This is a genomic window from Pseudomonas aeruginosa (assembly GCF_001457615.1).
In the GTDB taxonomy this organism is placed as follows: domain Bacteria; phylum Pseudomonadota; class Gammaproteobacteria; order Pseudomonadales; family Pseudomonadaceae; genus Pseudomonas; species Pseudomonas aeruginosa.
Window position 1 is genome coordinate 2,671,906 of record NZ_LN831024.1, and the last position, 17,959, is coordinate 2,689,864.

The 17,959-nt window shown below is 67.1% G+C and carries 15 protein-coding genes and 1 pseudogene; 6 read left to right on the top strand and 10 right to left on the bottom strand.

What is annotated here, in order from left to right; translation table 11 throughout:
• Positions 1-248 precede the first annotated feature (248 nt).
• Positions 249-866: an immunity protein Imm33 domain-containing protein gene (locus AT700_RS12485; RefSeq protein WP_003089860.1), complete on the top strand. Its 618-nt coding sequence runs from the start codon at positions 249-251 to the stop codon at positions 864-866.
• A gap of 3 nt (positions 867-869) precedes the next feature.
• On the opposite strand, the gene AT700_RS12490 is transcribed toward AT700_RS12485, so the two are convergent.
• A complete protein-coding gene (locus AT700_RS12490) occupies positions 870-2,123 on the bottom strand; it encodes an ankyrin repeat domain-containing protein (protein ID WP_003116870.1) in 1,254 nt (417 codons plus the stop codon).
• A 117-nt stretch (positions 2,124-2,240) separates the two neighbouring features.
• Between AT700_RS12490 and AT700_RS12495 the strand changes: the two genes are divergently transcribed.
• Both AT700_RS12495 and AT700_RS12500 read left to right on the top strand, forming a co-directional pair.
• Positions 2,241-3,581: a leucine-rich repeat-containing protein kinase family protein gene (locus AT700_RS12495; RefSeq protein WP_003116871.1), complete on the top strand. Its 1,341-nt coding sequence runs from the start codon at positions 2,241-2,243 to the stop codon at positions 3,579-3,581.
• A gap of 103 nt (positions 3,582-3,684) precedes the next feature.
• Positions 3,685-3,852: a hypothetical protein gene (locus AT700_RS12500; RefSeq protein ID WP_003089849.1), complete on the top strand. Its 168-nt coding sequence runs from the start codon at positions 3,685-3,687 to the stop codon at positions 3,850-3,852.
• Between the two features lie 43 nt (positions 3,853-3,895).
• Here the strand turns inward: AT700_RS12500 and AT700_RS12505 are convergent, their stop codons facing one another.
• Genes AT700_RS12505 through AT700_RS12515 form a run of 3 tightly spaced genes read right to left on the bottom strand, consistent with a single transcriptional unit; the run spans position 3,896 to position 6,224 of the window.
• A complete protein-coding gene (locus tag AT700_RS12505) occupies positions 3,896-5,122 on the bottom strand; it encodes a CynX/NimT family MFS transporter (protein WP_003116872.1) in 1,227 nt (408 codons plus the stop codon).
• Positions 5,119-5,574: a nucleoside deaminase gene (locus AT700_RS12510; RefSeq protein WP_003116873.1), complete on the bottom strand. Its 456-nt coding sequence runs from the start codon at positions 5,572-5,574 to the stop codon at positions 5,119-5,121. The genes AT700_RS12505 and AT700_RS12510 overlap by 4 nt, the downstream gene beginning before the upstream one ends.
• 17 nt (positions 5,575-5,591) lie before the next feature.
• Positions 5,592-6,224 carry an ankyrin repeat domain-containing protein gene (locus tag AT700_RS12515; RefSeq protein WP_003109549.1) on the bottom strand — a complete coding sequence of 211 codons (633 nt, stop codon included), beginning with the start codon at positions 6,222-6,224 and terminating at the stop codon, positions 5,592-5,594.
• Between the two features lie 127 nt (positions 6,225-6,351).
• Here AT700_RS12515 and AT700_RS12520 point away from each other — a divergent pair, with 127 nt between their 5' ends.
• On the top strand, positions 6,352-7,230 hold the full coding sequence (locus AT700_RS12520; protein ID WP_003122653.1) for a LysR substrate-binding domain-containing protein: 879 nt from the start codon (positions 6,352-6,354) through the stop codon (positions 7,228-7,230).
• A gap of 58 nt (positions 7,231-7,288) precedes the next feature.
• The gene (locus AT700_RS12525; RefSeq protein WP_003089838.1) at positions 7,289-7,804 is read left to right on the top strand and encodes a DinB family protein; all 516 of its coding nucleotides are present in this window, start codon (positions 7,289-7,291) and stop codon (positions 7,802-7,804) included.
• A gap of 154 nt (positions 7,805-7,958) precedes the next feature.
• Here AT700_RS12525 and oprN read toward each other — a convergent pair whose 3' ends face one another.
• The 4 genes from oprN to mexT all read right to left on the bottom strand — a co-directional run bounded on the left by oprN (position 7,959) and on the right by mexT (position 14,973).
• Positions 7,959-9,377 (bottom strand): multidrug efflux RND transporter outer membrane subunit OprN, encoded by a 1,419-nt coding sequence (gene oprN / locus AT700_RS12530; RefSeq protein ID WP_003113303.1) that lies wholly within the window; start codon positions 9,375-9,377, stop codon positions 7,959-7,961.
• A complete protein-coding gene (gene mexF / locus AT700_RS12535; protein ID WP_003089834.1) occupies positions 9,374-12,562 on the bottom strand; it encodes a multidrug efflux RND transporter permease subunit MexF in 3,189 nt (1,062 codons plus the stop codon). Before mexF ends, oprN begins: the two co-directional genes overlap by 4 nt.
• 21 nt (positions 12,563-12,583) lie before the next feature.
• A complete protein-coding gene (gene mexE / locus AT700_RS12540; protein ID WP_003103549.1) occupies positions 12,584-13,828 on the bottom strand; it encodes a multidrug efflux RND transporter periplasmic adaptor subunit MexE in 1,245 nt (414 codons plus the stop codon).
• A gap of 230 nt (positions 13,829-14,058) precedes the next feature.
• On the bottom strand, positions 14,059-14,973 hold the full coding sequence (gene mexT / locus AT700_RS12545; protein WP_003089829.1) for a multidrug efflux system transcriptional regulator MexT: 915 nt from the start codon (positions 14,971-14,973) through the stop codon (positions 14,059-14,061).
• A gap of 220 nt (positions 14,974-15,193) precedes the next feature.
• Here mexT and mexS point away from each other — a divergent pair, with 220 nt between their 5' ends.
• Positions 15,194-16,213, top strand: a complete 1,020-nt coding sequence (mexS, locus tag AT700_RS12550; RefSeq protein WP_003103552.1) for an oxidoreductase MexS — start codon at positions 15,194-15,196, stop codon at positions 16,211-16,213.
• A gap of 139 nt (positions 16,214-16,352) precedes the next feature.
• Here the strand turns inward: mexS and AT700_RS12555 are convergent.
• Both AT700_RS12555 and AT700_RS30155 read right to left on the bottom strand, forming a co-directional pair.
• Positions 16,353-17,030: pseudogene (locus tag AT700_RS12555) on the bottom strand (TolC family protein); the annotation flags it as partial.
• Between the two features lie 96 nt (positions 17,031-17,126).
• Positions 17,127-17,606 (bottom strand): hypothetical protein, encoded by a 480-nt coding sequence (locus AT700_RS30155; RefSeq protein ID WP_124014396.1) that lies wholly within the window; start codon positions 17,604-17,606, stop codon positions 17,127-17,129.
• Between the last annotated feature and the right edge of the window lie 353 nt (positions 17,607-17,959).

Genomic DNA, 17,959 nt, shown 5'->3' on the forward strand with positions numbered 1-17,959 from the left:
CGCGCCGCCGCCCCGTCCGGGGCGGCGCTCTGCGACAGCCCGTTGCTGGCGGCTGCGCGGCGGCGCTGCTACTTTCCTCTGGGTAGGCGGGCCGAAGGGCGGTTCCTGGCCGGGCATGGCTTCGACCTGCCGGTGGGCGCCGCGACCCGAACCTCGGCCACGCCATTCCACCCATGCCGCCCGGGCACCGGCGTGCCCGTGGCAGCCCAGGCTACGGGCGCCGCGTAGCCAGCCAAGCGGGAGTCGACATGGCCTCGTGGACCTTGGTGGACGCCAGTGCGATCGCTGTCCGCCATCCCTACACCTTCTACAAACCGGACGCGGAGACCATCGACCGGGTCGCCGCCGGGGAAAGCGTCAAGCTGATCTTCGCCTTCGATACCGACAACCCCGATGCGCCGCGCGCCGAGCGGCTCTGGGTGACGGTCGAGGGCATCGAGGCGGATGGCGCCTTCAGCGGCCGCCTGGACAACTATCCGCAATACATCCGCGACCTGTCGCTGGGCGAGCGCATCGTCTTCGAGGCGCGGCACATCATCAACACCGAGCACGACCCGCGGGAAACGCCGATCTCGCGCTATGCCCGGCGCTGCTTCGTGACGCGCCGGGTGATAGACGAGGGGAAGGCGGTCGGCTACCTCTACCGCGAGGCGCCGGAAGAGGAAAACGACAGCGGCTGGCGGCTGATGGCCGGCGACGAGTCGGACGACTACATGAATACCGCCGGGACCACCGCCTACGTCAGCCTGGGCTCGGTGCTGAACGCCGACGACAGCATCCTGCCGCTGCTCGACGCGCCGCCGGGACGGGCGTTCGAGCGGCTGGCCGACGGTTCCTTCATCGAGGTGCAGGGACCGGAGGGTTGAGCCTCAGCCTGGCAGCTCGGCGAGGAAGCGCTCCAGGCGCTCGGCCAGGGCCAGGTAGTCGTCGGGACTGCGGTTGCTGCCCATCTTTCCCGACCTGACCCGCCTGGCGTCGCTGCGCTCGCGCTCGGCGCGGCTGGCGAGGGCCAGACGCAGGGCGCTGGCCCTCGCCGGCGACTCCTCCAGCAGCGGTCGCGCCATGATCCGCGCGGCGTCGGCGTCGCCGTATTGCAGGGCGAGGAGCACCGTATTCGGGTCGGAGATCGCGCCGAGCCGCAACAGGCGTTCGGCCAGGACCGCATCGAGGTGCGCGGCGCCAATCTGCAGGCTGTCCTGGTGCACCGCGACGCCCTGGTCGAGCAGCCATCTGGCGGCCTCCAGGCGCCCGCGGGCGAGGCAGGCCTCCAGCACACCGCCGCGTCCGCGCAAGGTTTCGGCGAAGTCGCAGCCGGCATCGCGCAGGCGTTGCAGCAGGTCGATGTCGCCGTCTTGCGCAGCTTCGGCCAGGGCCAGTTGACGCAGCCTTGGCTCGGCGGCCAGGCTGCCGTCGGCGAGGGCCGGCCGCCAGTCGAGGATGCGCTGGCGCAGCAGGACTTCCAGGCGGCCCTTCAGCGCCTTGCCGGGCTCCCCGGCGGCCTCCAGGGCGTCCAGCGCTTCCAGTAGCTCGTCGGCCACGCCGCAGGCGTTCTCGGCGTCGAACGGGTCCTGTTCGAAGGACAGCAGGCGGAACAGCCCGCCGACGTCGTCGGCCAGGCGCGTCACCGAATCCTGGTGCAGGCGTCCGGCCCAGGCCGGCGGCAGGCCGTGGCTCCAGGCGATTACCGCGCCATGCTCGGGGCCGGGTTCGACGCAGACGTAGAGCCGCTCCAGGTACTCGAAGCCACCGAACGGCAGGTAGGCCAGCTTGCCGTTCCAGTCGCGGCCTTCTTCTGCCGCGGCTTCTGCCGCCAGCTCGCGCTCGTGTTCGATCCAGCCCCAGAGGTCGTGGTAGCCGTCGCTGTCCGGATAGAACAGTTCGCTGAAAGAGAACGGGTGGCGGTGGCCGTCGTAGTCGACTTCCAGGTCATAGCCGAGGCGCCCGCCGAAACAGGTGCGCCAGAGGCGTAGCAGGTCTTCTGGAATCGGTCCGGCCAGGCCTTCGGCAAGACGCTGGACGTGTTCGGCGGACACCGGCGGTTGGGCGTCGTACACCACGCAGCCGTCGAACACGGCCAGGCGATGGGCCAGCAGGAGTTGGCGTTCGGCGGGGGAGAGTTCCATTCTCTGTGGTCCTGTCGATTCGGGGCGGCCACTCTAGCACGGCGAGGGTGCGCGTTCCGCAACGCCTTGGCTATCATGCGCGGCTTTCCATCCGCCCTGGCCGGAGTCCGTCGAACCATGCACACCTTGCAGCAACTGCGCAGCGGCGAACTGGCCGGCGCCACGCGCCTGGACCTGTCCTGCGGCCTGCGCGAGTTCCCCCGGGAAATCTTCGAGCTGGCCGACTCCCTGGAGGTGCTCAACCTCAGCGGCAACGCCCTGGACAGCCTGCCGGACGACCTCGGGCGGCTGCATCGTCTCAAGGTGCTGTTCTGTTCCGCCAACGACTTCGACGAATTGCCGGCGGCGGTGGGGGACTGTCCGGCGCTGAGCATGGTCGGCTTCAAGTCCAACCGCATCGAGCGGGTGCCGGCCGCGGCCCTGCCGCCAGCGCTGCGCTGGCTGATCCTCACCGACAACCGGATTGCCACGCTGCCCGAGGAACTGGGTCGCCGGCCGTTGCAGAAGCTGATGCTGGCCGGCAACCGCCTGGAGGCCTTGCCCGAGAGCATGGCCGCTTGCGAAGGCCTGGAACTGCTGCGGATCGCCGCCAACCGTTTCCAGCGCCTGCCGGCCTGGCTGGCGACGCTGCCGCGCCTGGCCTGGCTGGCCTACGCCGGCAACCCGTTGTGCCGTCTGCCGGCGCTGGCCGACAGCGGCATCGCTGCGCTGGACTGGAGCGAGCTGAGCCTGGACGGTTTGATCGGCGAAGGAGCCTCCGGGGTCATCCATCGCGCCGGCTGGCACCAGCCGGACGGCTCGACGCGCACGGTGGCGCTGAAGCTGTTCAAGGGCGAAGTGACCAGCGATGGCACCCCCGCCAGCGAGATGGCCGCCTGCCTGGCGGCGGGGCGCCATGCGCAATTGATCGAGGTGCTCGGCCAGCTCGCCGGGCATCCGCAAGGGCGCGACGGGCTGGTGCTGGAGCTGCTCGACGACGCCTATCGCAACCTGGCGGGGCCGCCGAGCCTGGAGTCCTGTACCCGCGACGTCTATCCGCCGGGACTGCGCTTCGAGCTGGCCACGGCGCTGCGCCTGGCGGCCTCGCTCGCCGCGTTGATGGCCCATCTGCATGGACGCGGCATCAGCCATGGCGACTTCTATGCGCATAACATCCTCTGGCGCGAGGATGGCGCCTGCCTGCTGGGCGATTTCGGCGCCGCGTCCTTTCTCCCGGACGACGCCGTGCTCGCCGGCGCCCTGCGGCGCCTGGAAGTACGTGCCTTCGCCTGCCTGCTGGAAGAGTTGCTCGAGCGCAGCGAGGCGCCGCCGGGGCAGGCCTCGCTACGTGCGGTGCTGGTCGAGTTGCAGCGACGTTGCGCGCTGCCACGGGTGAGCGAGCGGCCGGACTTCGGCGAGATCCAGGCGATCTTGCGCGACCTTGCCGCTCGCAGCCAGGCGTTTCCTCAAGTTCGATGAATTTGTCCGAAATTGACCGCAGGCTGATAAATATCAACGCAGTTCTAGCGGGCTTGGAGCTAGACTGACAAGTATGTCAGGAACGCGGCCAACGAGGGTAAACATGGATTCCTACGGCGTCACTTTCGCAATCATCGTGCTGGGCATGCTCTTCATCGGCACGGGTTTCACCAAGCGCGACACGCCGTTCGGCCTGTTCCTCATGTGGGTCGGGGTGATCTGCATGCTGGCCATCATCAGCTACCGCATCTATATCGCCACCCATTACTGAAGCGCCACCCGCGCCTGCAATGGCGGGCGCGGAGGTCCGCCGCTCAGTCGCGCGTCTCGCCCATGGCCCGGGCATAGCCGGACGGGGCGAAGCGCAGGGTCACCAGCAACATCGCCACCACGCTCGCCGCGAGCAGCAGCCAGGAGGCCTGGAAGCTGCCGGTGACGTCGCGCAGCCAGCCGGTCAGGTAGGGCACGATGCCTGTGATGATGAAGCCGATGCCTTGCACGAAGGCCGCCAGGCTTCCCGCCGCACGCGGCTCGTGGAGGTGGTCGAGGGTCAGGGTCAGGCTGAGGGCGAAGCAGGCGCCCAGGCCGTAGCCGATCAACGCCACCCACAGTGCCGCATGCTGTAGCGGCATCAGCAGCAGGCCGCAGAAGCCGCCGAGCTGGACCAGCAGCGCGGCCAGCAGCCAGGGCCGGCGGTCGAGGCGGCGGCGAATCAGCAGCGGCACGCTGAGCGCGGCGAGCACCTGGAAGATGGTCATGATCCCGACCAGCCCGCCGCTGTCCTGGGCGCTCCAGCCGAGCTGGCGGTAGTACACCGGCAACCAGGCCACCATGCTGGTGTAGCCGCCGTTGATCAGCCCGAAATACACCGCCAGCAGCCAGCCACGGCGATTGCCGAAGAAGTGCCGGACCGGCCCCTCGCCAGCGCTCGGCAGCACCTCCCTTGGCCGCGCGAACATCCACAGCAGCAGCGCCAGCAGGGCCGGTACGGCCCAGGCGCCGAGGCCGGCCTGCCAGTTGGAGAAGTGTTCGGCGATCCGCGGGCTGAGCACCGCCGCGGTTCCGCCGCCGGCCATCAGCGAGGCCGAGTAGAGGCCCATCGCCGCCGGGACCCGCCTCGGGAACCAGCGCTTGACCACGCCCGGTACCAGCGCCTGGATGATCGCCACGCCGCTGCCGGCCAGCGCGGCGCTGGCGATCAGCGCCAGCCCGCTATCCAGTTCCAGGCGCCAGAGGCAGGCCGCGGCGATGGCCAGCAGTCCGCAGACGATGCCGCGGTGCTCGGCCAGCCAGCGCCCGAGCCAGGGCAGCAACAGCGCCACCAGGCCCATGCAGAGCACCGGCAACACCGTCAGCAGCGACGCGCCCTGGAAGCCGAGACCGGTGCCGGCGGTGATTTCCTCGAGCAGCGGGCCGATGCCGGTGAGGATCGGTCGCAGGTTGATGCCGAGGCAGAAGATCACCAGCAGGCCGACCCAACTGACCTCCGCCGCGCCGACGCCGGTGGCGGCCTGGCCGCCGGAAGGGATTCGCGCGCTCATGCCTGGCGTTGCCGCCATTGCCGGTACAGACCCTCTTCGCCGGCAGGACGCAGGGCGCGTAGCGGCAGGCTCTGCCGCTGTGGCGGGCGCGCCATCTCGGCGTAGAGCGTGGCCGTGGACAGGCCGAACGCTTCGCCGTCCTCGTTGGAATAGGCGAACCAGGCCGCCTGGATGCCGCAGAGATGCATGGCGGCCAGACACATCGGGCAGGGATGGCCGCTGGCGTAGATCACACAACCGTCCAGACGCGGGCTGCCGAGCGCCTGACTGGCCTGGCGGATCGCCTGCAGTTCGGCGTGGGCACTGGGATCGTGGGTCTCGTGGATCTGGTTGACGCCGCGGGCCAGGACCCGCCCGTCGCGCACCAGCACGGCGCCGAACGGGCGGCCGCCGGCCTCGACGTTGGCGCGGGCGAGGGCGATGGCCTCGCGCATGAAGATTTCATCGGACATGTCTTTCTCCTTCGCTTTCATTGGGCGCCGGCGGCCAGCAGCAGCCGCTCGATCCCGCCCTGGCCGCGCTGGCGGGCGTGGGCCAGCGGGCTGACGCCGTCGGCATCGGCCAGGTTGACGTCGGCGCCGGCGTCGATCAGCAGGCGCACGATCTCCTGGTGGCGCGGACCACCGTCACTCAGCAGGATCGCCTCGAGCAGCCCGGTCCAGCCGAGCTTGTTGACATGGTTGGGATCGACCCCGGCTTGCAGCAGCGTCTTCACCACTTCCACATGGCCGCGTTCGCAGGCCGGGATCAGCGCGGTGCCGCCATAGCGGTTGGTACTCTTCAGGTCGGCGCCGTGGAGCAGGGTCAGGCGCAGGATTTCCAGGCGGCCCTCGGCGCCGGCCAGCAGATACGGGCTGTCGAGCCGGCTGTTCTGCCGGTTGACGTCGGCGCCGGCCTCGATCAACTGGCGCGCCACCGCCAGGTGGTCGTTGGCGGTGGCCAGCAGCAGCGGGGTGCTGCCGTCGGCGCTGGGCGCGTCGACCTCGACCTTGCGTTCGAGCAGGCTGGCGACCTGCGCGGTATCGCCGCGACGCGCGGCTTCGAGCAATGCTCCGGCGTCGCTCGCGCCGGCGCCTCCGCTGAATGCTGCGCAGACCAGCATGGCTCCGCTCCTGCATAGATTGGCCAGGGACATGTCGATGGGCTCCGATAGGCGTTGGCGAAAAGTATGGCGTCGATGTCATGTATGCTGAAATTAAATGATGTAATGCCTTTCAGTGGGAGTGTGCATGCTCGATCTGGTCCTGCTCCGTACCTTCGTCAGCGTTGTCGACACCGGCAACTTCACCCGCGCCGGCGAACACCTGCATCTGACCCAGTCCACCGTCAGCCAGCAGGTCATCCGCCTCGAACAGAACCTCGGTTGCCGCCTGCTCGACCGCAGCCAGCGGCAGGTTTTGCCGACCGAGGAAGGCGAGCGTCTGCTTGGCTACGCGCGGCGCCTGCTGCGGCTCTCGGACGAGGCCAGCGAGGCCCTCAGCCCGGCCCATGGCGACGGCGTGCTGCGCCTCGGCGTGCCGGAAGACCTCGCCGGCGAAGTGCTGATGCCGGTGCTGACGCGCTTCACCGAAGAGCGTCCGCGACTGCGCCTGGAGGTCGAGAGCGGTCTCAGCCATCACCTGCTGCGCCTCTATCGCAGCGGCGAGCTGGACCTGCTGCTGGTCAAGCAGTGGGGGGCCGACAGCGACTGCCATGCACGCTGGGCCGAGCCGCTGGGCTGGTTCGGCAGCGCCACGCGGCCGTTCGGCGAGGGTTCGCCGGAGGAGCCGGTGCCGCTGGTGGTGTTCCCGGTCGGCGCGCTGTATCGCCAGGAGATGATCCATGCCCTGGAGAGCATCGGGCGTCGCTGGCGCATCGGCTATTCCAGCGCCAGCCTGGCCAGCCTGGTGGCCGCGGTCGGCGCCGGACTGGGGGTCAGCCTGCTGCCGCTGGGCTGCGTCGGGCCCGAGCATCGCCTGCTTGGCGCGCAGGCCGGCTTCCCGCCCATCGCTGGCCTGGAGCTGGCGCTCTACGCGCGGCCCGAGCTGGACAGCGCCGGGCGCACCCTCCGCGACCGCCTGCGCGACCTCTGCGATGCACGCCTGGAAGGGTTGCAGGGCGAGCGCTGAGCGCTGTCTCCGGGCTATGATCCGGCTCCCTCAGCGAATGGACACGGAAGCCCGCCACATGTCCCGACCCACCCTGCAAGTCGACCTGCTGGTCGAGTCCTTCAACTACAAGGCCTGGTCCGACCGCCGCACCCTCGATGCCATCGCCCGGATCGACGCCGAGGCGTTCCCGGCCTCGCTGGCCTTCGCCTTGCAACAGCTCAATCACATGGCGATCGTCGAGGAACTGTTCAGGGCACGCCTGCTGGGCGAGCCGGCGCCCCACCAACAGACCAACAGCGAGGTGGTGCCTGGCTACGACGTCCTGCGTCGCCGGCTGGAGGATTCGGCCGCCTGGTTCGCCGGCTATGTCGCCGAGCTGCCGCTGGAGCGTCGCGGCGAATGGCTGCGCTTCCGCTTCGCCGATGGCCGCGACGGCGGCATGACGCGCCAGGAGATCCTCTTCCATATCGTCAACCATGGCACCTACCATCGCGGCGCCATCGGTCATGCCCTCGACCTGGCGGGCGCGCCCCGGCCGGCGGATACCTACACCCTGTATATCCACTCCGCGCAGCCGGAGCGGCGGGAATAGCCCGCGGCAATGGCCGCCGAGCCTCTACGCCATCGCCGAGAAACGACGTGGGGCTCGACCGAGCCCCCGCGCTGCGCATAAAAAAGCCCCGCGACCAGGAGCTGCAATCGCGGGGCTGGAGTGGCCGATTTCCATCGGCCGGGGGATAGCCGGTTCAGGCGCTGGGTTGCCAGCCACCGCCGAGGGAGCGGTAGATCGCCACGATGCCGCGGTACAGCTCGACCTCGGCCTGGGCCTGGGCATCTTCGGCGGAGAGTTGCTCGCGTTCGGCGTCCAGCAGCACCAGGAAATCGGTGGTGCCTTCGCGGTAGCGGATCGCCGCCTGTTGCGCGGCGGCGCGGCTGGCTTCCGACTGGCGGACCAGCGAGACCAGGCGCTCCTGGCGCTTGCCATAGTCGCTGAAGGCATTCGCCGATTCTTCCAGGGCCAGCAGCACCTGCTGTTCGTAGCTGGCCAGCGCGGCGTCGGCGTCGGCCTTGGCGCCTCGCAGGCGGGCACGCACGCTGCCGAGGTCGAAGGCGGCCCAACTGATGCTCGGGCCGACGCTCCAGGCGCGGGCGGCGCTTGAGCCGATCTGCGAGCCCCGCCCGGCGGTGAAGCCGAGGAAGCCGCTGAGGCTGACCCGCGGGAACAGGTCGGCGGTGGCCACGCCGACGTCGGCGGTGCTGGCGGCCAGGCGCCGTTCGGCGGCGCGGATGTCCGGCCGGCGGCGCAGCAGCTCGCCGGGATCGCCGATCGGCAGGGCCTTGGTGATCGCCGGCAGGTCGCGCGGCGAAAGGTCCACTGTCAACTCTTCCGGCCGTTGGCCGAGGAGGGTGGCGATACGATGCCTGGCGCGCTCGGCTTCCGCCTGCAGTTGCGGCACGCTGGCGGCGGTGGCCGCCAGGCGCGCATCGGCGCGCAGTACGTCGAGTTCGGCACCGACCCCGGCGTCGCGCAGTTGCTCGGTGAGCTGGCGCGACTCCTTCTGGTTCTCCAGGTTGCTCAGGGCAATCTTCTCGCGCAGTTGCGCGCCGCGCAGTTGGCCGTAGGCGTCCACCAGCTCGGCGATCAGGCTGACCTGCAGTTGCTGCAGGTCGGCCTCGGCCGCTTCGCTGAGGGCGTCGCTGGACTCCAGCTGACGGCGGATGCGCCCGAACAGGTCAAGCTCCCAGGCGCTATCCAGGCCAAGGTCGTAGCGCTCGCTGTTGACCCGGTCCTCGGTCACTCCCGGTTGCTGGCCCTTGCCGATGTCGGCGCTGGCGCGGCTGGTGACCACCGGGAAGCGATCGTTGGCCACGTCGTCGCGCAGGGCGCGGGCGGCGCGCAGGCGGGCGAAGGCCACGCGCAGGTCGCGGTTGCCGCTCAGCGACTGTTCGACCAACTGGTTCAGGGTCGGATCGTCGAACTGTTTCCACCACAGGCTTTCGAAGCGGCTGCGGTCGTAGGGCTTGCTCGCCGTGGCGTCGATCTTCGCCGCCGCGGTGTCGGGGGTCCGGTAGTCCGGACCCACCGTGCAGGCGCTGAGCGCCAGCAGACTGAACAGACCCAGGGCGGACGCGAGCCCGCTCCGGATCGACTGCGCGTGAATCATGCATGCACCTCTGGCAGGCCTTTGTCGTTGGCGGCGCGGCGCGCTTCGCGGTTCTCCACGAAGCGGCGGATGAGGACGTAGAACACCGGCGTCAGCAGCAGGCCGAAGAAGGTCACCCCGATCATCCCGGAGAACACCGCCACGCCCATCGCATGGCGCATCTCGGCGCCGGCGCCGGTGGAGATCACCAGCGGCACCACGCCCATGATGAAGGCGATGGACGTCATCAGGATCGGCCGCAGGCGCAGGCGGCAGGCTTCCAGCACCGCGGCGACGCGGTCCATGCCTTCCTCCTGCTTGTCCTTGGCGAACTCGACGATCAGGATCGCGTTCTTGCACGCCAGCCCCACCAGAACGATCAGGCCGATCTGGGTAAAGATGTTGTTGTCGCTGCCGGCCAGGATCACCCCGGTGATCGCCGACAGCAGGGTCATCGGCACGATCAGGATCACCGCCAGCGGCAGGCTCCAGCTCTCGTACTGGGCGGCCAGCACGAGGAAGGCCAGCAGCACGCAGAGCGGGAAGACGAACAGCGCGGTATTGCCGGCGAGGATCTGCTGGTAGGTCAGCTCGGTCCACTCGTAGGTCATGCCGTTGGGCAGTTCCTCCTTCAGCAGCTTCTCGATCGCCGCCTGCGCCTGGCCGGAGCTGTAGCCCGCGGCCGGGGCGCCGTTGAGTTCGGCGGTGATGAAGCCGTTGTAGTGCATCACACGGTCCGGACCGGAGGTGTCGCTGACCTTGATGAAGGACGCCAGCGGGACCATCTCGCCGAGGTTGTTGCGCACCTTCAACTGGCCGATCTGCTCGGGTTCGAGGCGGAACTGCTGCTCGGCCTGGACGTTGACCTGATAGGTACGGCCGAAGCGGTTGAAGTCGTTCGCGTACAGCGAGCCGAGGTAGACCTGCAGGGTGTCGAAGATGTCGCTGATCGCCACGCCGTGGGTCTTGGCCTTCTCGCGGTCGATGTCGGCGTCGATCTGCGGCACGTTGACCTGGTAGCTGGAGAACACCGAGCTGGGTTCCAGCTCAGGCAGCGCACGGGCCTTGGTGATGATGTTCTGGGTCTGCTTGAACAGCTCCTCGTAGCCCTGGTTGCCACGGTCCTCGATCTGCAGGCGGAAGCCGCCGATGGTCCCCAGCCCCTGTACCGGCGGCGGCGGGAAGATCGCGATGTAGGCGTCCTGGATGTCGGCGTACTTGGCGTTCAGCGCGGCGGCGATGGCCCCGGCCGACTGGCTCGGGTCCTTGCGCTCGTCGAACGGCTTCAGCGGGGTGAACACGATGCCGCTGTTCGGGCTGTTGGTGAAGCCGTTGATCGACAGGCCGGGGAAGGCCACCGAGTCTGCCACGCCGGGCTGCGCCAGGGCGATCTCGGACATCTGCTTGATCACCGCCTCGGTACGGTCCAGGCTGGCCGCGTCGGGCAACTGGGCGAAGGCCACCAGGTACTGCTTGTCCTGCTGCGGGACGAAACCGGTCGGCGTGCTGGAGAAGCCGAAGTAGGTCAGCACCATCAGTCCGCCGTAGACCAGCAGGGCGATCGAACTGCCGCGCAGGACCCGGTTCACCGTGCCGACGTAGCCATGGCTGGCGCGGTCGAAGAAACGGTTGAACGGACGGAACAGCCAACTGCCGAGGAGCTTGTCGAGGAACACCGAGAAGCGGTCCTTCGGCTCGTGGTGGCCCTTGAGCAGGACCGCCGCCAGCGCTGGCGACAGGGTCAGCGAGTTGAACGCCGAGATCACCGTGGAGATCGCGATGGTCAGGGCGAACTGGCGGTAGAACTGCCCGGTGAGGCCGGAGATGAACGCGGTCGGGATGAACACCGCGCAGAGCACCAGCGCCGTGGCGATGATCGGCCCGGTCACCTCGCGCATGGCACGCTTGGTGGCTTCCACCGGCTTGAGGCCGAGGCCGATGTTGCGCTCGACGTTCTCCACCACCACGATGGCGTCGTCCACCACGATGCCGATGGCCAGCACCAGGCCGAACAGCGACAGCGCGTTGAGCGAGAAGCCGAGCATGTGCATCACCGCGAAGGTGCCGATCAGCGACACCGGCACCGCGGCCAGCGGGATGATCGAGGCGCGCCAGGTCTGCAGGAACAGGATCACCACCAGCACCACCAGCACCAGGGCTTCGAACAGGGTGTGCACCACCGCCTCGATGGAGCCGCGGACGAAGATGGTCGGGTCGTAGACGATGGAGTAGTCCATGCCTTGCGGGAAGCTGTGCTTCAGCTCGGCCATCTTCTCCCGCACCAGGTTGGAGATCTCGATGGCGTTCGAGCCGGGACGCTGGAAGATCGGGATCGCCACCGCCGGCTTGTTGTTCAGCAGCGAACGCAGGGCGTACTGGTTGGAGCCCAGCTCGACCCGGGCGATGTCGCGCAGACGGGTGATCTCGCCGTTGGCGCCGGCGCGGATGATGATGTTCTCGAACTCTTCCTCGGTGACCAGGCGACCCTGGGTGTTGATCGACAACTGGAAGCTGGTATCGCTCGGCGCCGGCGGCGCGCCCAGGGTGCCGGCGGCGACCTGGCGGTTCTGCTCGCGGATGGCGTTGACCACGTCGGTGGCGGTGAGGTTGCGCGAGGCGACCTTGTTCGGGTCCAGCCAGACGCGCAGCGAATAGTCGCCGAGGCCGAACAACTGGACGTCGCCGACGCCGTCGAGGCGGGCCAGTTCGTCCTTCACGTTGAGCACCGCGTAGTTCGACAGGTAGAGCATGTCGTAGCGGTTATCCGGCGAGGTCAGGTGCACGACCATGGTCAGGTCGGGCGAGGCCTTGTCGACGGTGATGCCGAGCCGGGTCACTTCTTCCGGGAGCTTCGGCTCGGTCCGGGTGACGCGGTTCTGCACCTGCACCTGGGCGTTGTCCAGGTCGGTGCCGAGGGCGAAGGTGATGGTCAGGGTCAGCTTGCCGTCGGAGGTCGACTGGGAGGACATGTAGAGCATGTTCTCCACCCCGGTGATCGCCTGTTCAAGGGGAGAGGCGACGGTCTCGCCGATGACTTTCGGGTTGGCGCCGGGGAAGTTGGCGCGGACCACGACGGTCGGCGGCACCACTTCCGGGTATTCGCTGATGGGTAGCTGGAACAGGGAGATGGCGCCGCCGATCAGGATCAGCAGCGACAGCACCGCGGCGAAGATCGGCCGCTGGATGAAGAATTGGGAGAAATTCATCGGTTCTTCCTATCGCCGCGCTCAGCCGCGCGGCTCGTTGCGAGTGGCGTTGTCCTTGGACGCCGCCACCTTCGGTGGTTCGCTGTCGCCGACCGACTGCCGCAGGCGCGCGAGGGTGGCCAGGGTGTCGGCGCTGGCCATCTCGACCTTCTGCGGATCCACCTGCATGCCCGGGCGGACCCGCTGCAGGCCATTCACGACGATCCGGTCGCCCTTGCTCAGGCCGCTGCGGACGATGCGCAGGCCCTCCAGCTTCGGTCCCATCTCGACGGTGCGGTAGACGGTCTTGTTGTCGCCATCCAGGACCAGCACGAACTTCTTGCCCAGGTCGGTGCCGACCGCTTCGTCCTTGATCAGGGTGGCGGCGTAGGTCTTGCTGCCGACCAGCTTCAGGCGCACGTAGAGGCCCGGGGTGAACTCGCCCTTGGCGTTGTCGAACACGGCGCGGCCGCGGATGGTGCCGGTACGCGGGTTGACCTGGTTGTCGAGGAAGTCCAGCCGGCCCAGGTGCGGGTTGCCGTCCTCGCTGCTCAGGCCGAGGTACACCGGGCTCTCGCTGCGCGTGTCGCGACCGGCCTGGCGGGCCAGCTCGACGTACTTGAGGAACACGCGCTCGTCGGCGTCGAAGTAGGCGTAGACCTTGTCGGTGCTGACCAGGGTGGTGAGCAGGGTCTCCCCGGAGTTGACCAGGTTGCCGGCGGTGACCTCGGCGCGGCTGACGCGACCGTCGATCGGCGCGGTGATCCGGGTGAAGCTCAGGTTCAGGCGCGCCGCGTCCAGTTGCGCCTGGGTCGCGGCGACCGCCGCCTTGGCTTCCTGGGCGGCGGTGGTGCGGGCGTCGGCGAGTTCCGCGGAGATCGCGTTGCTGGCGCGCAGGCGTTCGCCGCGCTGGGCTTCGTTGACGCTCCGCGCCTGGGCCGCGCGGGCCTGTTGCAGCTGGGCTTCGAGGCGCTTGACCTCGGCCTCGAACGGGCGCGGGTCGATCTGGAACAGCAGGTCGCCTTTCTTCACCAGTGCGCCTTCATGGAAGGCCACGCGGTCGATGTAGCCCGACACCCGCGGGCGCAGCTCCACCGACTCCGGGGCCTCCAGGCGGCCGGTGAATTCGTCCCACTCGTTCAGCGGTTGTTCGATGACTTCGGCGACGCTGACCTTGGGCGCCGCCATGCCTTGGGTGGTTTCCGGGGCCTTGCCGCAGGCGCTCAGGACCAGTACGGCCGCGAGTGCGAGGGGGTAGCGCCAGGAGAAGTGGGATGACTGTTCCATGCTTGACTCCGCCAGTCGGTTTTTCGGGATTGGCGAAGTCTGCGGGCTGCTCCGGCAGGGAACTAATCGAACGACGAGATTTTGATTATCACGAACAGTGATACATGGTTTTTCGTTTTCTGTAACAGTCGATGGTTATGGACAGTGCTTTCGATGGAATAAGCCGCACACCCGCGGCGCGCGATCGATTTTCCCGTTGCGACGCCTCGTGCGGGTAGCTGCCGGAGGGCTCAGAGACTGTCCGGATCGCCGATGAACATGCTGATCCGCGAGCGCAGCCAGCGTTCGGCCGGATCGTTGTCCTGGGCGCCGCGCCAAGCCATCGACAGTTCGAAGGCGCGGGTCTCGAACGGTGGGTCCTCGGCGCGTAGGCCGCCGGCGGCGATCAGCGCCTGGGCGGCGTAGTCGGGCACGGTGGCGATGATGTCGGTGCCGGCCAGGAGGGTGCCGAGGCCGTTGAACTGCGGCACCGCCAGGACCACCTTGCGCTTGCGGCCGAATTTTTCCAGCTCCTCGTCGACGAAGCCGCTGAGGTCGCCGGCGAAGGACACCAGCGCGTGCGGTCGCGCGCAATAGTCGTCGAGGGTCAGCTGGCCGGGCGCGGAGTCGGCGCGGAGGATCTTCGGCTTGCTGCGGCGCACGGTCTTGCGCTTGGCGTTGGCCGGCAGTTCGTCGGTGTAGCTGACGCCCACCGAGATCTCCCCCGAGGCCAGCAGGTTCGGCATCAATAGATAGTTGGCGCGGCGCACGACGAGGACGATCCCCGGCGCCTCCGCGCGCAGGCGGCGGAGCAGGGGCGGCAGCAGGCCGAACTCGACGTCGTCGGAAAGGCCGATGCGGAACACCGCGGTGCTGGTCGCCGGATCGAACTCGCTGGCGCGACTCATGGCGGTGGAGATGGAATCCAGCGCCGGCGACAGGTGGGCGAAGATTTCCTGGGCTCGCGCGGTGGGTTCCATGCTGCGTCCGGTACGGACGAACAGCGGGTCGTCGAACAGCGTGCGCAGGCGCGACAGCGCGGCGCTGATGGCCGGCTGGCCGAGGAACAGTTTCTCTGCGGCGCGGGTCACGCTGCGTTCGTGCATCAGGGTCTCGAACACGATCAGCAGGTTCAGATCGACGCGGCGCAGGTCGTTTCGGTTCATGGCGTTCCTCGTTTCCAGGGGCTAGAGGCTGCAACCGCGGGGGCTCGCCGTCAAGCCTTGCGTGCGAGACGGGGCGGGGCCTGGCGAGGTGCCGGAGGGGCATAGGATCACTGACAGGCATAGCCATTATCAATAACGACGGGTGGTTTTGTCAGGCATGGGCGGATACAGTCACAACCCATGAGGTTATTCACCCCGTGATGCACTGCAGAGGTTTGCGATGTCCCGAGTGATCCGTTTTCATCAGTTTGGCCCGCCAGAGGTCCTCAAATGCGAAGAGCTGCCGACCCCGGCGCCGGCCGCAGGGGAAGTCCTGGTGCGTGTCCAGGCGATCGGCGTGAGCTGGAAGGATGTGCTCTGGCGTCAGAACCTGGCCCCGGAGCAGGCTGCGCTGCCGTCCGGTCTCGGCTTCGAACTGGCCGGCGAGGTGCTGGCGGTCGGCGCCGGCGTCGGCGACCTGCCGCTGGGTTCCCGCGTGGCCAGTTTCCCCGCCCATACCCCCGATCATTATCCGGCCTATGGCGACGTGGTGCTGATGCCGCGCGCGGCCCTGGCGGTCTACCCCGAGGTACTCACCCCGGTGGAGGCCAGCGTCTACTACACCGGCCTGCTGGTGGCCTATTTCGGCCTGGTCGACCTGGCCGGGTTGAAGGCCGGGCAGACCGTGCTGATCACCGAGGCGGCGCGCATGTACGGACCGGTCTCGATCCAGTTGGCCAAGGCTCTCGGCGCGCGGGTGATCGCTTCCACCAAGTCCGCCGAGGAGCGCGAGTTCCTCCGCGAGCAGGGCGCCGACAAGGTGGTGGTGACCGACGAGCAGGACCTGGTCCTGGAAGTCGAGCGCTTCACCGAGGGCAAGGGCGTCAATGTCATCCTCGACGAATTGGGCGGCCCGCAGATGACCCTGCTCGGCGATGTCTCCGCCACCCGCGGCAAGCTGGTGCTGTATGGCTGCAACGGCGGCAACGAGTCGGCGTTCCCGGCCTGCGCCGCGTTCAAGAAGCACCTGCAGTTCTACCGCCACTGCCTGATGGATTTCACCGGTCATCCGGAGATGGGCCTGGAACGCAACGACGAGTCGGTGAGCAAGGCCCTCGCGCACATCGAGCAACTGACCCGCGATCGCCTGCTCAAGCCGGTGGTCGACCGGGTATTCGAGTTCGACCAGGTGGTCGAGGCGCACCGCTACATGGAAACCTGTCCGAAGCGCGGCCGGGTGGTGATCCACGTCGCCGATTGAAGACGACCCGCAGCGAAAGAGCCCGGCCATCGAGCCGGGCTTTTTCGTGGGGGACAGAGGTCTCTGGGTTCTGGTCGCCAGCGCGTTAGGAGAGCAAAGGGACAGTTCGACTCTTCTTGAAAATATCTGTAATCCGGCTTCAGATCATTTGAAGCCCCAAGCGACCGAGGCTCGCCGCCAGTCGCAGGCGCGAGGTCTGCCAGTTGCCGAGGGCGCGGATGTGCTGGTCCTCGGCGCTGGCGTAGGCGGTCAGGGCGTTGAGCAGCTCGATCATGCTGCCGACCCCTGAGCGGTAGCGGCCCTGCACCACCTCCAGGCTTTGCCGCGACTGTTCGACCAGTTCGCGGGTGCGCGCCAGGCTGCGGGTCTCGACGCTGAGCGACTGGTAGTTGTTCCACACCTCCAGCGAAACCTGCTGCTCGGTGTCGGCCAGCTCCGCTTCGCTGGCTTCGCGGCGGGCCAGGGCGTTGCGGACCTGGTAGGTGCGTTCGAAGCCTTCGAACAACGGGATGTTCAGTTGCAGGCCGATGCTGCGGTCGCGTTCGCGGGTATCGCCGTTGAACGCCATCGCCTGGTCGCTATGGCTGCGTGCCAGGTTGGCGCTCAGCGCCAGGCTCGGCCGGCCGGCGGCGCGGCTTTCCTCCACCGAGGCGGCGGCGGCTTTCAGCCGCGCCTGGGCGGCGAGCAGCGCCGGATGCTCGCGGCGGGCTTCGGCGAGCATCTCGTCGATGGCCTTGACGAAGCCGGTGTCGGGTTGCGCCTCCAGCTCGCCGGAGAGGCGCAGCGGGGTATCCGGCGCCAGGCCCATGCGCAGGGCGCACTTCCGCCAAATTTTCCGAGTCCTGCACCTATAGCTCCACCAGCTCCTGTTGCTGCGGCATCAAGACTGTTTCCTCCTGACACAATATCCATCTCAATGATGCTTAGTTCGCGCACCTGATAACTCCTTTGAGATTTTTTCAAAAGATATTAGTAAAGCGATAATGCAAGAGCTAAGTAGTATTAGGCCGGTTGTAGATGATGACAGTTTTGCTCCTGGTGATATATCGCTATTGCCAATCAGATAGAGGCCGAATAAGCCTGTGGAGATCATGATTAGAAGCCCGCTAAGTGTTTGAATGCGTTTTCGTGGCTCTAGTTGGTTAGATTTTTCTTTGTTTAGCTCTTTAAGCGCTTTTGTTGTTGAAATAAGATGAATGATTCCTGTGTAAAATATTATGGCGCAGATTGATAATGTTGCGTCAATGGTTGCTAGCCATTTTTTCTCCATTCCTAGTTGGTCATTGAAGATTGAGAAGAGTATGGCGATTCCCGCTCCGTAGCCGGAAATTATGAGTGTAGGACTTCTCCTGATTTTATCTATCTTGAGTTTGCTAAAATTGTGTTCTGACAATTTTATATTCCCTGCTGGTTGGGGTGGTGTGGCGTTAGTTTTTTAGCACGATATCGTTCTTGATGTGTGTAAGAGAATTCTGTGAAAACTAATGGATTTTTCTTGCGTGAGAGGCTTTGGGTGTCATGGAGTAGACAGAAGCATGTTTGACGGTCTAGGTGGGGGCGCTTTTGAAATGCCCTTGGGAGGGGTTTTTGAAGGATGTGGAGATGTGTCGTTTCTGGCGGTTTTGGAAATTTATTATGTGCCTTGGCAGTTTTTATTCTTGAGCGTGCTGTGTTTTAGAGGATGTCTCCAATGGCAGGTTTGCATGTATATGTAGGCGCTATGGCGGCGCGAATATACATTGCCGC